10 protein-coding genes are annotated in these 15,230 nt (G+C 37.0%); 4 read left to right on the top strand and 6 right to left on the bottom strand.

The genetic code is table 11. The features are described from left to right. Window positions 1–68: 68 nt before the first annotated feature. The 5 genes from bsdcttw_RS12010 to bsdcttw_RS11990 form a co-directional block, all read right to left on the bottom strand. On the bottom strand, window positions 69–938 hold the full coding sequence (locus bsdcttw_RS12010) for a carbohydrate ABC transporter permease (RefSeq protein WP_185259595.1): 870 nt from the start codon (window positions 936–938) through the stop codon (window positions 69–71). A 13-nt stretch (window positions 939–951) separates the two neighbouring features. Beyond that, on the bottom strand, window positions 952–1,890 hold the full coding sequence (locus tag bsdcttw_RS12005) for a carbohydrate ABC transporter permease (RefSeq protein ID WP_185259594.1): 939 nt from the start codon (window positions 1,888–1,890) through the stop codon (window positions 952–954). A gap of 2 nt (window positions 1,891–1,892) precedes the next feature. Continuing rightward, window positions 1,893–4,844, bottom strand: a complete 2,952-nt coding sequence (locus tag bsdcttw_RS12000; protein WP_185259593.1) for an extracellular solute-binding protein — start codon at window positions 4,842–4,844, stop codon at window positions 1,893–1,895. A gap of 122 nt (window positions 4,845–4,966) precedes the next feature. Continuing rightward, a complete protein-coding gene (locus tag bsdcttw_RS11995) occupies window positions 4,967–6,580 on the bottom strand; it encodes an ABC transporter substrate-binding protein (protein WP_185259592.1) in 1,614 nt (537 codons plus the stop codon). Between the two features lie 647 nt (window positions 6,581–7,227). Continuing rightward, complete coding sequence (locus bsdcttw_RS11990) at window positions 7,228–7,734, bottom strand: HD domain-containing protein (protein ID WP_185259591.1); 507 nt, start codon at window positions 7,732–7,734, stop codon at window positions 7,228–7,230. A gap of 161 nt (window positions 7,735–7,895) precedes the next feature. Between bsdcttw_RS11990 and bsdcttw_RS11985 the strand changes: the two genes are divergently transcribed. From bsdcttw_RS11985 to bsdcttw_RS11970, 4 genes are all read left to right on the top strand, one after another. Then, window positions 7,896–8,321, top strand: a complete 426-nt coding sequence (locus bsdcttw_RS11985; protein ID WP_185259590.1) for a hypothetical protein — start codon at window positions 7,896–7,898, stop codon at window positions 8,319–8,321. 129 nt (window positions 8,322–8,450) lie between these two features. Beyond that, window positions 8,451–9,719 (top strand): protein translocase subunit SecD, encoded by a 1,269-nt coding sequence (gene secD, locus bsdcttw_RS11980; protein ID WP_185259589.1) that lies wholly within the window; start codon window positions 8,451–8,453, stop codon window positions 9,717–9,719. Next, entirely contained in the window at window positions 9,716–10,693 is a 978-nt protein-coding gene (gene secF, locus bsdcttw_RS11975; protein WP_225903844.1) for a protein translocase subunit SecF, read from the top strand. The genes secD and secF overlap by 4 nt, the downstream gene beginning before the upstream one ends. A gap of 234 nt (window positions 10,694–10,927) precedes the next feature. Continuing rightward, window positions 10,928–12,772, top strand: coding sequence for a right-handed parallel beta-helix repeat-containing protein (locus bsdcttw_RS11970; protein WP_185259588.1), 1,845 nt, complete (start codon window positions 10,928–10,930; stop codon window positions 12,770–12,772). Window positions 12,773–12,866: 94 nt separating this feature from the next. On the opposite strand, the gene bsdcttw_RS11965 is transcribed toward bsdcttw_RS11970, so the two are convergent. Continuing rightward, window positions 12,867–15,218 (bottom strand): ABC transporter ATP-binding protein/permease, encoded by a 2,352-nt coding sequence (locus tag bsdcttw_RS11965; protein WP_185259587.1) that lies wholly within the window; start codon window positions 15,216–15,218, stop codon window positions 12,867–12,869. Between the last annotated feature and the right edge of the window lie 12 nt (window positions 15,219–15,230).

Here is a 15,230-nt window from a genome sequence, read left to right as displayed (position 1 = left end):
AAACTATATTACCTCTTTTCAACATTACCCTAAGGGTTCATGCTTTACATACTTTTTCATTCATTCAATTATTTAATTCCTGAATGTGTCATAGTGTTCATAACCTGTGACTGCATACAAATAAAAATAATCAGATTGGGAACAAAAAGAATGACTGAGGCTGCCGCTACCATACCGGATGCTGCCACTGTATTATTCGTTGCAATGGAGTTCAAATAAAATGCAAGTGTTCGCATGGTCTCACTATTCATATAATTGTTCGATGCCTCCGTAGCATTCCAAATTGTCTGAAAGGTTAAAACAACAGAGGTTGCTATTGCAGGCTTTGTTAGGGGTACAATAACTTTCTGGATTATCTTGCCATCCTTAGCTCCATCCATTATTGCTGCTTCAATCAAGGCGTCTGGAATCTGGTCTACGAATTGTTTTACCAAAAATAGACCAACAGGCATTGCAATAGCCGGAAGAATATGAGCAAGCCAGTTATTAATAAGTCCAAGATGCTCTATTACTATATATCTTGGTACCAATACCGCTGTCTCTACAAACATCAATGCCATCTGATTTATCTGAAAAAGAGAATTCTTTATTTTGAATTTCTTTTTCGAAAAGACATATGCCGCACTGATTGTAACAATTATATTTAAGATTACCGTTACTGTAGTTATAAAAAGGGAATTCAGGAGATACCTGGCCATTGGTACTCCTGTCAGACCTACTAAGGAAAAGAGGTCTTTAAAATTATTCATAGTCGGATTGCTAACAAAAATTTTCGGTGGGAATGCGAATAATTCTCCCAGAGGCTTAAAAGCCTGATTTATGATAAAAACAACCGGCAGAAGCATAAACACTGCCAAAGGAATCAAAATAACATAAAACTTAAGCTGCGATACAGAAAATCTTTTTGGATTAATCTTAGAACCTTGAAAATTAGACATTTTAACTCCTTTCCTATTCTTTCTCACCAAAAAGGCTATGAGCAACCTTTGAGAACAGCGTTACAATTAATAGTAATACTACAGATGCCGCCGCTGCATATCCCATTTCATACCTGAGAAAACCGTAATCATCAATATGATTCGTAATTAACTGTCCGGCATAACCAGGTGTAGGATTACTGCCTGATAACTTCACACCAATCCAGCCCATATTAAAAGCATTTACGATAGCCATAACTGCACCAAAGAGCATTTGAGGCTTCATGGAGGGAATCGTTATATAGATAATCTCCTGGAAACGGTTCTTAAGCCCATCTACATAAGCAGCTTCATAAAGTTCTTCATTGATATTTAAAATACCGGATATCATAGCTAAAAAGCCAATTCCCATGGAGGACCATAAGGATACAAAGATCATAACCTGCATAATATAATCAGCTGATAAGAGAAACTGAATTGGCTGGTTAATCATTCCCAACTGTATCAGAATATGATTCAATATACCTCTCTGGTCACCGGAGAAAATCGTAGTCCAGATAACACCGATAAATACCTGTCCGACCATGGAAGGCGTATAAAGTGCCAGGGATAGCAGAGTTCTTGGAATAGGTTGTATCTGAGCCAGCATCCACGCTAAGAGAAACGAAAGTACATATCCGCCAGGGCCAACGATAATGGCATACTCTAATGTGTTAGGCAAAACATATTTTAAGAAAACCTCATCCTGCGTAATAAGAGTGATATAATTCAGTAATCCGTCAAACCTAGGTGGATTGATGGAATCAAAATAGGTAAAGGAAAGTCCGATTGCCATTCCTACCGGTACCGCGATGAAAGTAAAAAACAATAATCCATAGGGAAGCAAAAGAAAGAACGTGGAAAGTTTATCTCTTGATGCCCGTTTTTTCAAACCTGAACCCTTTGGGGAAGCTACACGATTATAGAATGCCATTCTTACTTACCTTCCCTTTCTGCCTGTTCTATATGTTCCGTTATCCAATCAACATCTCTGATAACATAGGGTTTTAAAAGATTTCCCTGGCTGTCACAGTATCCGATTTCCATCATTTTTCTCCTTATCTCACGATTGATGGCGATAACTTTCTCATCTACTGCTACCTGAGCCGAGGTGCCATCAAATACCATAGTGTTCCAGATATCGGATATGGACCTCTCTAACAGGTATTGTCCGGGAGTACGAGGTACATCCCTTAACCATTGAACCTGATCTACGATAACATTCTTATCCTGTTGTTCAATAGGCGAATCCTTTAAAGCTTCTAAATTAGAGGATAACCATACGAATTGCTTTCCATAGGTTGATTGCAGTGTATAGGTGTAATCTACCTGCGTCTTATAATCTGTCCACCACTTTAAAAATTCCCAGGCATCTTCTTTTTGCTTCGAATTCTTAAAAATGATCCCACCCATACCATTGGATATAAACCATCTGCTGATGGAACCATCCTCTTGAACCGTACCTGGTAACGGTGCTAATTTCCACTGTCCCTCCAGTTCCGGGGCTCCATTTTTTATAAGGAGATAATCATCCAAGGTAACAATGCCTACAGGTAGTACACCATAGCGGAAGGAATTAAAGAAGGAGCCCACCTGGGTATCAAGAGAATAAGCAATAAACAGGTCTCCAAGTTCCTGAATTCCCTTTACAGCATCCGGTTGGTCAATAGCCGTATGCATACCATCCTCCGTATAGAACTTTCCATTATTTTGGTATATTAAAGGAGAAGTCTGATAGAACCATTTATATCCAACACCACTTGATATATTATGATAAAAATTCATACCGTACCTTTGTAAAGTCGGAAGCATGTTTATTACCTCCTGCCAGGTATCCGGAGGTGTAAGCTTCAGCTTATCAAAAATATCTGTGCGGTATATGAGGGTATTGAAATTTAAGGTCTCTGGAACTGCATATACTCCTTCGTTAAATACATAGGAAACATAAGCACCAGGTACAGACCTTCCTGCAACCTTCCAGAAATCATCAAAATTAGTCAAATCATACAGTGCCCCACGGCTTGCGAGGTCAAAAGGTACATAAGACCCTAATCCCAGTGCAATATCCGGAGTCTTACCGGAAGAAGCAGCCAGAGTCAGTTTATTTACATCCGTCATAACAGATACCTTAACTTTAATTCCTGTTTTCGCTGTAAACTCTGTATCTGCCATCTTTTGCATAAGGTCGGTATGGGTAACAGCACGATTAACCCAAATATTTAAACAGTCTTCTTCATTTTTGGTAGAATACTTGCTGGAAACGAAGGTATTCCCAACAGTCTTCAAATTGTTTGCTAATGCTTTTAAAAGATTGGAATTTGGCTTTGGAAGCTTTTTATCTCCATAAAAATATATCATATCCAGTGAAAAATCCTGTTCTGACAACATAGATGAAAAGTTACCCATTGCTTTTAAAACAGAATTATCATTTCCAGTCAAATCATCTCTGTACAGAGATATCTCATCAGGATATTTCTGCATTTTATGGATTAAAGCAAGAGATTTGCTTAAATCAGACATAATAGCAGACTTAATCCCTCTCTCTGTATAATCCTGTAAATGATATTGAATATAATGAATTAATGTTTCATAAGCATCCAGATAGTCAGTTATCTGAGGTATGTATTTTGTCATCTTCCAGGTTCTGTTCTTATCATTTGTTGAACCTGTAATCTTTGTGATTTCTAATTCAAACTGGGTAACATGTTCCGAAATAAGTTTAGAATAACGTTCTATAACCGAAATAGGATCCTGCTCAGAACGAATTGTAATCGTATGCTTCCCTTTCGTCAGATATATTTCATAAGGAGTTCCATTTTTATCTGACAATACTTCATTTGCCCATTTCCCGGAAGTGGATGGAAATGCATAGTTTAACAATTCTTTAAATGGTACCTTTCCATCTATTCGAATTGAATCAAATACCGCCATTTCTTCTTTTTTATTTTGGTAGTGTAAAGCCAAATGATAAAAGCCTTCCGCCGGTGCCTCAAATTCATAGGTTACTTCCGTACCGGGCATGTTCCATGACAAAGTATTGATTAATTTTCGTTTACTGTTTTGCGGTGATAGTGCAGGATTATTGATAGCGGAGTAAATTGCCTGAGATGAATTTTTATAAAGATAATCATTGGAATTAACTTTATATAATCCTTTTACCAGGTCACCACTGTAATTATTCTTGTAATCCTCATAATTCATAATATTCTGCTCAGGTGCTTTAATGGTCATCTCGCCAAGTGCAAGCCCGTCAGAAGATGCATTCTTTATAATGATTGTATTAATTCCCTTTTTTAATTTGAATTCCAAAGGCAAAGCTGAAACATAAGTATAGTTATACAGAGGCAGATTTCTCCATTCCTCTATTCTTATCTGTTCCGGAGCAACCTGATCTCCATAACGGTCTTCCGGATAGCTCTTTGTACTATCCTTCCAATAAAGAGGAAATGCAATATTGTCCATCTCTGAGAACTGAACTTCACCATTTATCTCCATGGAAGCAATGAAATCAGAGAGAGAATTTCCCGTTGGCTTATAATCGAGATAAATATTATAAACTCCCTCTTTCTCTGCATTGATTATATATTCAGCAGATTCATTATATTTTAAAGAAACGTATTTTCCCGGATAATTTTCTTCGTTAATTCCATTTTCAGGGTAGCTCTTGGCTTCCCCTGTTCCCGTTTCCCTATGCTCCTCGTAAAGATCAGTATATTTTACTGACTTACTGCTTAAGGAATCATTTAATAGTTGGTAGGCAGCCTCTGCTTTCTTATCATCCACCTTTTCTGCATAATCTGTTTTATTGCGTATGATATAAAAGGCAGCCGCAAGTACTGCTATCACTGCAATAGCTGCTACGGATATGATTATCTTTTTCTTTTTCATGGAAGCTCCCTTGCATAAACTCTCGCATCTACTGTTCAGGGACTGCCGCAAGGCCTTAGTTCCTGCAGCAGTCCCTGATAAATTATCCTGTTCAAGGGATATTTACCCTTAAACTCTCAATATTATTTGAACTTGTCGTCGGTATAACCGTAGTAATTCTTCAGTCCGTCTTTTAATTGATTTTCAGATTCAACAAAACGGGCGTTTATTGTTGTATTCCAGTCAGGAAGTTTTGCTTTGATCTGATCGAGCCAGTTGGCATCTACTCTAAAAGCACCGGTTATATCTTTATTATAATAATTGGACCATTCATAGTTGCAGGCCTTTTTGGTACCGTCTTCCGTTATATAATAAGGATATGCCTTATCGGATACATCCCAGAATTGACCCTTCTCCCAAAGCTCTACTACTTTCTGGAAGCCAGGCATCTTATCTTTATCCTTATAACGCTGGTGTGTAGTTGTTGAGTACCAGATATCCATCTGCTTAGAGAATTCATCTCCGGTTACCAGAGGGAAAGAGTCATTTAAGCAGGTTTTTTCTACGCCTTGATCAGTGAAGTTCTGATTTGCTCTTGCCTGCATACCATCAGTACTGCCTGCCCAGAAGGAAGCAAAAGTATAAGCAACTTTAAGGTTATTCTTCTCTGCATCTGTCCATTCAGGTTTGCCGTCATCCATTGCATAGTTATGTAAAGCCATAGGATCAAGAACTATACCAATTGTATTTTCCTGATACTTTGTACTGGGTCTGGGATAAATATCCCAATCACTAGATTTAACAGTTCCCCAGAAGCCTTCCGTAGGATCAGCAGCGGCGCCCATCATCCAGGGATCACCATCATAGGAAAGGCAATAGTTGTTAATAAAGAAGTTATATCCCCAGTTTCCATTGGCTTCCATAATTTCTTTCGGTACTGCAGCAACATCATTTTGTGCCCAGATACAGGATTTTACCCAAGTAGGAACATAGGAAAGTAAATCTGTTACAGCTTCAGAAGTCAGATTGATATGATCTCCTGTACCCTTATAATTAAAAAGAGAATAATTAATATCTTTGGTTCCTGTATTAATAAAGCTTAACGGAATATCCATAGCTCCCCAGAACTTTTTATTATCTCCTGAAGTTGCAAATGCTGTGTATTCATCAATATTCCAATCAACCGGCGGAACATCGATATTATTCTGTTCTGCTAATTCTTTGTTTACATATACACCCCAGGGCTGGATGAACTGAGGTAATCCTGCCTGGAAACCATAATAATTCATCATCTTCATAACCGAAGGATTAAAAGATTTGTAAACCGGGTCGTCAGAGAAAACAGAAAGGTCTGCTATCATACCTCTTGCCACATCACCTGCAAGATCAGTGGACGCATAGATATCCGGATATTTTCCATGTTCCGCTTTAAAATCTTCAAGTTCCTGGCTCCAAGGTTTATCGTTTCCGTTTGGATCCCCAACCTTGGCATATACATTAATCTTAATATTGGGATAGGTCTTATTAAATTCTTTCGCCATTGCATAAATGGCTGCTTCATTTTGTCCCGTAAAATCTGCTGCGGTTAAGTCTTTATGCCCGATGTCCTCCATATACTGTCCCGAACCGGACCATACCATAACTGAAATATCACCCGATATTCCCGTATCCAGCTTTTCGTATTTCTTTCCGCAGCCTGGTATTACCATTACTGCAAGTAGCAAAAATACGAGTACTAACGCTTTTAACTTTTTCATGTCGTTCCCTCCACATAATATATAGTTTTAAACTACAAGCTGATTATAATATAAGATTTTATATTTTTCAATACATAAAAACATTTTTATTTCGTTTTTTATATTTTAAATTATATATATTATCTATTTTATTTCATTTGACGTGGTTGTAATTGTGCATATTTTAATTTTATATGTCATTTATCTTTTAAATTCTAATTCTATATATTATAATATCCCATATTATAACATTTAGTATGGTAAATACGTTTTTATATATTTTTGATACTGTAATTATGTTGCTATAAACTATATTAATATGCTTTTTTTAATACATATATTACAGTTTTTATTAATGCTAATCTTTCAGAATACGATTTATACATGATTAATGTTTAGTCATTTTAATGATTGTCTCGTATAGTTTAAAATAATTATACTTTAGAAGAATATATTGGTATTATATTTGTATATTATCACAACATCCTTATTTATATATAAAATTGTTTTTTATTTATCAAAGTTCTTAAATGCTGATTGGAGTTATGGAATATACAGGAACAATAAAAAGCTGCCGAAACCCCTTGATTTTTCTAAGGATTTTCCGGCAGCTTAAGAAGGCCTTTTAATTTAATTTGAAAACTTATCATTTTTTTATCAATGGGTTTTTATACCATGTTTAGATGCACTGAATATTTCTTCATAATATTTAAATATGCTCTGCTATTAAATACCTCATACACCGAACATGCTTTATCGATGATACATACGATAATACTTTCACGATAAATTGGAGGACAAGGTGTAAGCGGAAACATATGTTTTCTTATGATATCATCTTCTACCTTATCCAGATTCTTGATTTTTAGGGCATTATGCCAGGCAAGTTTCGGATGTCTGAAACCATGCAATCTATGACTCTTGTCTTTTACATGCCAGTCATAAAATACATAATCGTGGAGCAGCGCTCCTACAATAAGGTATTCGTAATTGCATTTAATTCCCAACATTCCGGCAAACTTTACACTATAATATGCAACCGCAATACTGTGCCAAAAACAACTGGTTGAATTATGCTGTATATTTCTGTTTAGCAGGCTATAATCTCCTACATTAATAAGCCATAATATTTTACGGAGGATTAAGTCCTCGGTATCTTTACTCCGTACTTCCATATTGATGTCATTCCCTTCTAAGAATAATCATTGGGCTTTTGGAAATCATCTTTTATGAAATCCTACAAAAATTAATATACAAATGTCTTTAATTGTGGTATTTTATAATAGTAGTGTCATGCAATAATATGACTTAAGTCAGGGAAAAGGAGAGGGATTTTATGAAAAAAAAGCATTGCAGCTTTCATCAGGCTATTTTAATTATTGTCCTGATTATTACTTATTCTTCCTTCTCCGATTATTCTTATACCATAACCTCCTCTGCCGGCAGCAATGATATGCGACTTAATCCAAATGCTATGCCACGCAGCGGTCCTTATGTATTCTATGCCCATCTTCCTTCTATGCCTTTAGAAGAAGAATATGCCAATACTCTCTATAAGGTTCCGTACCGACTATTTACATACCGTCTGGGAAATGCAATCGGTATGCTTCATACATTTTTAACCAGTACCTTCTCCATATCGTTTGTATTAGCTTTCCTGTATTTTCGGCTGCCGAAAGCGGACAAGCCCAGATTGTATTCTCTCTTACCCTTTGGGGGGCACGGGCCACCTAAGGATGGACTTATACTTAGTCTATCATAAAAATGTGAATAAAGAATGAATGTTTTACTGTTTTCATTCCCTGGCTGGATACGGGAACTTCCGGTACAGGTTCACTCTGCGTAATAGCGCAGGCATAATTATTAATATGCATAAAGAAAGGATTCAGAAATGAAGAACAAGAAACCCGTATTTTTTATTGTTTTATTAGTAGCCGTAGCAATGGCATACCTGGCAGCATTCGGTTTGCAAATTGGCTCTTTTAAAATTAAAGGCGCTCCGGATATCCGTTTCGGTATCGATATTCGCGGTGGTGTTGAAGCAGCTTTCCAGGCAGCTAATTTAGACCGCAAGCCTACTCCTAGAGAATTAGAAGCCGCTCGTTCCGTTATTGAAACAAGACTTGATAATAAGAATATTCTTGACCGTGATGTAACAATTGATAAGCAAAACGGATATATTATTGTACGTTTCCCCTGGAAATCCGATGAGAAGAACTTCGATCCCGATAATGCGATTGCAGAATTAGGTGAGACTGCTCTTTTAACTTTCCGTGATGATGACAAAAATATATTAGTAGAAGGTTCTCATATAAGCAACAGTGCTCCTGAGCTTGACAAGCAGACAAACCAATATGTAGTCAGCCTTACCTTTGACGAAAAAGGAACAAAGCTTTTTGCTGATGCTACTGCAAAGCTTGTAGGAAAAAACATCAGTATTTATATGGATGATACACTTATCCAGACAGCTGTTGTAAATGAATCTATTCCAAGTGGTAAAGCTCAGATTTCCGGTCATTTTACTTATGATTCTGCGAAAGCACTATCTGATAAGATCAATTCCGGTGCTCTTCCTTTCTCATTGATCACTAAGAATCATAATACCATAAGCCCTACCCTTGGTTCCGGTGCTCTCGATGTTATGCTTGAAGCAGGTATCCTTGCATTTGCAATTATTTGTTTACTACTTATGGGTTACTATAGAGTACCCGGAGTTGTAGCATGTATCTCCCTTTTAATTCAGACCTCCGGTCAGATACTTGCTCTTTCCATCCCTCAGATGACACTGACTCTTCCCGGTATTGCAGGTGTAATCCTCTCCATCGGTATGGGTGTAGATGCAAACGTTATCGTATCTGAACGTATTAATGAAGAAATCCGTTCCGGTAAGACCGTTCGCTCTGCTATTTCTGCTGGTTTCAAAGGTGCTTTTTCATCCGTATTTGATGGTAATATCACCGTGTTAATCGTTGGTGTAATCCTTATGATATTTGGTTCAGGTGCTTTACTTTCCTTTGCTTACTCACTACTTACTGGTATCTTCTTTAACTTCGTAGCTGGTGTTACAGCATCAAGGCTTATGATACGCTCCTTAAGTGAGTACGATGCATTAAGAAAGCCTTCACTTTATACTTGCTTTTCAAGGAGGAGAACACTATGAATAACGAAAACAACAATGCTTCCTTAACCATTGCTCCTACTACCGGTAAAATCATACATTTTTTCAGTAAACGTTTCATTTATTTTGCATTTTCACTGACCATTATGATTATCGGCCTTATCACTCTTGCAACGGAAGGTGTACAATTAGATATACAATTCAAAGGTGGAGCCATGCTGAAATACACCTATACCGGTGATATCAGCGCTGATGATGCTGATAATGTGGCATCTGAAATTCTCGGAAGGCCTGTATCTTCCAATATAACCGAAGATATGAGAACCGGTGATAAGCGTCTTGTTCTTAATATTGCCGGTAATTATGGTGTAGATGCCAAAGATCAGGTTAAATTTGACGATGCATTAAAAGCTAAATTCCCCGATAACAAATTAGAGCTTAGTGAATCCTCCATGGTTGAACCATTTTTTGGGCATAAATTCCTGACCAATGGTGTTATTGCTATAGTACTCTCATTCTCTTTGGTATTAGTATATGTATGGATCCGCTTTAAGAAAATTGGTGGTCTCTCCGCAGGTTTTATGGCTATCGTAGCTTTAGTACACGATGTTTTAGTCGTATTTTTCACCTGCGTTGTATTCAGAATTCCCATTGGTGATTCTTTTGTTGCGGTCGCATTAAGTATTATAGGTTACTCTGTAAATGATACTATCGTTATTTATGACCGTATACGTGAGAACCATGATCTTCATCCTAAATTAGAGGTAGATACTCTTACAGACTTATCCATATCACAGTCAATTACAAGATCTTTAAATACTAACTTTGCAGTATTTTTAAGTGTAACTCTTGTATACGTTATGGCTCATATTAATAGTATTGATTCAATACAAAGCTTTGCTCTTCCTATGGCCATCGGTTCTGTAAGCGGATGTTACTCCACTATTTGCATTGCTGGTCCGCTTTGGGTAATGTGGCAGAAACATAAGGCAAAGAAGGCAGAAGTAAGAAGATAGTTAGAATCAGATATTTTAGTTCCCGATAACAAACAGCAGCGAATAGTTCTTTAACTATTGCTGCTGTTTTTATTTGTATAAAAGATTACAATTTCTTTAAGTTTCTATACATAATATTTACAATCCACATTGTTTGGGATACACTAATAGAATATCTGATATACATAGTAAAAGTGGCTGTTCCGGCAGATAAAATCACAACAGGATGAACAGTCATAATGAAAGGGTTTTGATATGAAAAAAAAATTTATAATCGCATTATCATCAATTGCAATGACAGCTCTTCTCTCCCCTCCTGCATATCATGGACTGGCTTATTCAAGTACCGGGATTGATTCCGTAACTGCTGCTTACGAAACAAATGATTCGGAATCAAATGTTTCGGAATCACTTGAACCCAAAGAGGTTTCTGCTGCTCCTGGTTATACCTCAACTGAACTCCAAAGTCTTCTAGATTATAACAAAGACGGTAAATATCAGCTTACGGTACATATTCCTGCGGGAAAATATATCACTACAAAAGAATTAAGGATCTACAGTAATACAACCATTTTGGCGGACAAAGATGCAGTGATTTATAAAAATCATCAAAGAGGCTCTTTCCTTGCGAATGATGTGAGCAAAGACCAAGGAGGTTATAATACCTCTTACAATATTACTATCAGTGGCGGTGTGTGGGATTCCTCTCCCATAGCGGATAAGAATAAAGGTACTGAAAGCTTCCGCTTTATTCATGCTACTAATGTAACCGTAAAAGATGCAGAAATATGTAATGTACCTGTTAACAGTCATTTAATTACCTTTGCTGGTATCAAAAATGGTTTAATTGAGAATTGTAAAATCCACGGCTATGATGGTGCGGCTCCCAAGGAGGCTATCCAGTTAGATATTGTCCATAACAATGTTGTTGTACCATCTAACCAGTCAAAATACATCAAATATGATGACCTTCCCTGCGATGGAATTATAATTCGCGGTAATGAGATCTACGATTATCCGAGAGCTATCGGCTCTCATACCTCTATAAAAGGGGTATTTCATAAAAATATTACGATTACCGGAAATACACTGCATGATTTGACAGAAGCAGGAATTAAAGCCTACAATTATGAGAATCTTGAAATCAGTAATAACGATATATCAAATGTCGGAGTAGGTGTTCTAGCTTATACTTATATTAACAACGAATCCAATCACTATTTGGATGCTTTAAGTACCACAACCCAAGAACCGCTTCCGGATAATTATAATATTAAAATTTCGAATAATACCATATCAGACATACATAAAGCGCCTTCTACAGCTGTCACAAGCTGGGGAGATGCAATAAGGGTTATCGGTACCTACCAACGTCCTATGGCAGGCGTTACAATTGAGAATAATACAATAAGTGCTACTAAACGCTATGGTATATTTATAGAAAAGGCACCTAACAGTACGATTGTTAAGAACAAGATTAACTCGACTGCCAGTACAGGTATCTATTTGATGAACGGCTGCGATAATTCCAATATTCAAGACAATAACATGGATAAGATTGGAAGTTCAGGTGGAAATGCTGCCGGGATAGGGTTATTAGGTACGAATAATACTACAATAACAAAAAATACTATTACTTCTCCTGCTAAGAATGGAATTTATCTGACCAGTAAGAGCAGTTCCTGTAATGTTTCGGGTAATGTAATATATTCTTCTGGAGGTAATGGTATCGCAACATACAGCAATAGTGATAATACAGTTATTTATGGTAACTTTATTTCCGGTTATAATCTTAATGGAATCTTTGCTTATGATACGGCTTCTGCTGACATCAGTCAGAATGAAATTTATGGTAACATCAGCAAAGATAAAGATGGTATTCATATACAGGGTGTAAAAGATATTGATAATACCTTTACTCTAAAGAATAACTATATCAATTCTACCAACAGGTACGGAATATATGTCAATGCAAGCAATAGTTTAATTGAGACAAATACAATTACAAAAACAACAGAATATTCAATCTTCCTGGACAGCAGAAGCAATGGAAGTAAACTATTCGACAATACATTTGATAATAGTATTTGGCAAAGCTAGCTATTATTAAAATAAAAGCCCTATGCCTTCAACAACTTATCGTTATATGTGAGCTGTTGATTGTCATAGGGCTTTTATTTATTATTTTTATTTATTATTCGGAACGCAAAGCTTCTATTGCATTTTTTCTGGAAGCCATCTTTGCTGGTATATGTCCTCCCAGTACTGTTAGTATTGTACTAATTGCTACTAATAGGACAGCATGCTCGATTTCAAGATGGGCTACATTATTAAGTTCTGTCATCTTATAAAGAATCGAATTAATAGGGAAAGTTAACAGCCATGCTAACACCACTCCAAGAATTCCGGAGAATACGCCAAGTATTGTAGTCTCTGCATCAAATACACGGGTAATATCTTTTTTTCTGGCACCTAATGCTCTGAGTATCCCGATTTCTTTTGTTCTTTCCAGTACTGAGGTATAAGTTATAATAGATATCATAATAAGACTCACCACAAGTGATATTCCTGCAAAAGCAATTAGGACAATCGTTATTCCATCCATAATACCGCTGGTTAGGCTTGACATAGTTGCTGCAAGATCCGTATATACCACTTGATCCTTTGTATCTTTTCCTTTGTTATACTGATCCAAATAATCCGTAACAGCGTCCTTATCATTAAAATTATATGGGTATACCATTATAACATAAGGAGTGGCATTTCCACCAAGATAAGAAAGAAAAGTATCTTTCGTTTCTTCGTTCAGTTTCTCATTTGTAATTATATTCAAATCACTTTTTTCCTGGGCCTTAACAATATCAGAAGTTTTAGCATTTTTAATTACCATGTCAGATAGCTCATCACTGTATGCAATGCCGGGATTTAGAAGCGCCATTGCTACATCTTCTTTCTGCCTTACCACTCCTGCAATTTTAACCGAGATATCTTCTCCTGCATCATACATTGCCTGATAATCACTTCCGGGTAGATAGGTTCCCACCGGTGTCTTAGTATAATAAACATTGTTCGGAATTATCTTAAACTCTGTACCTATAATATCGCTAAAATTGATGTTCTTTTTCCCTTCTGTATCAAACCCAAGGTTTTTTAGGATGTTATAGTCCAACTTGTTATTCTCATCTATAACTAGTACCAGATCTGTCGCACTGGTAGGATATGCACCTGCCATAAGGTCATAATTCTTCGTAAGATAGGACTCCTCATCTGCTTTTAGCTGTTTGGGATAAGAAGATAGACCCATTGCAGAAGCCAAACCGCCGCCCTGGGATTGTCCATTTCCTGATGTGCTGTCTTTACTGCTTAAGGTAACCGGTATAACCTTTTCATCCACTTTACGTACCATATTCATAGAGACTAATCTGGTATAACCAATACTGCTGCAGATATTGGGATCAATCTTATTCAGGTAATCAAGATAATCCTGTGTAAAAATGTTCTTATGACTTATTTGGGTATCTGTCGGATCATAGAGTGTAACTTTATCAGTGGCAGCATAGGCACTCTTCTCCTCCTTATTGTCGGCTCTCATCTTTTGCATGCTTTCTGCATCGATTGTTGCGGCAGTTTGTGATATGATAATAGGAAATTCTGCCATGGCATCTCTCTGAAATTTATCAATTTGAGTCTGAAAGCCTGATGATAAGCTTAAAATCACCGCAATACCAATAATCCCGATACTGGATGCAAAAGCAGTAAGAATGGTTCTGCCCTTTTTCGTACGAATATTATTAAAGGATAATCGAAGGGCTGTAAGAAAATTCATACTTGTCTTTTTCAGCTTGAATTCATCAGCCTTCGGCCTTTCCTTATGAGGATGAGAGTCAGATATGATTTTACCATCCTGAAAACGGATAATACGATCAGCATAGTTTTCAGCAAGCTCCGGATTATGCGTAACCATAATAACCAAACGTTCCTTGGCAACTTCCTTAATCAGTTCCATAATCTGTATACTGGTAGTGCTATCCAGTGCACCTGTAGGTTCATCACAAAGTAGAATCTCCGGATTATTTGCTAAGGCTCGTGCAATAGCAACACGCTGCATCTGTCCTCCGGATAATTGATTAGGCTTCTTATGCAGATGCTCTTTTAAGCCGACCTTTTCCAGTACCTCTAGTGCTTTCTTATGCTTTTCTTCTGCGGACACACCGCTTAAGGTCATACCAAGCTCAACGTTTGCTACAATGCTTAGATGCATAATTAAATTATAACTTTGAAATACAAAACCGATAGAATTATTCCGGTACGCATCCCAATCTCTTTCACTAAAATCCGCAGTTTTCTTTCCCTTAATAACAAGTTCACCCGAATCATAGCGGTCAAGTCCACCAATAATATTAAGACAGGTAGTCTTTCCGGACCCACTGGAACCAAGAATTGCAACGAATTCTTTTTGCCTGAAGGCCACACTGATTCCGTCCAACGCTCTTGTTTCTATGCCACCGACATTATAACTTCTTTTTATATTTATTAACTCCAGCAATTTTTTTCTCCT

This window comes from Anaerocolumna chitinilytica (assembly GCF_014218355.1).
Lineage (GTDB): Bacteria > Bacillota > Clostridia > Lachnospirales > Lachnospiraceae > Anaerocolumna > Anaerocolumna chitinilytica.
This window is presented reverse-complemented; position numbering and strand designations above follow the sequence as displayed.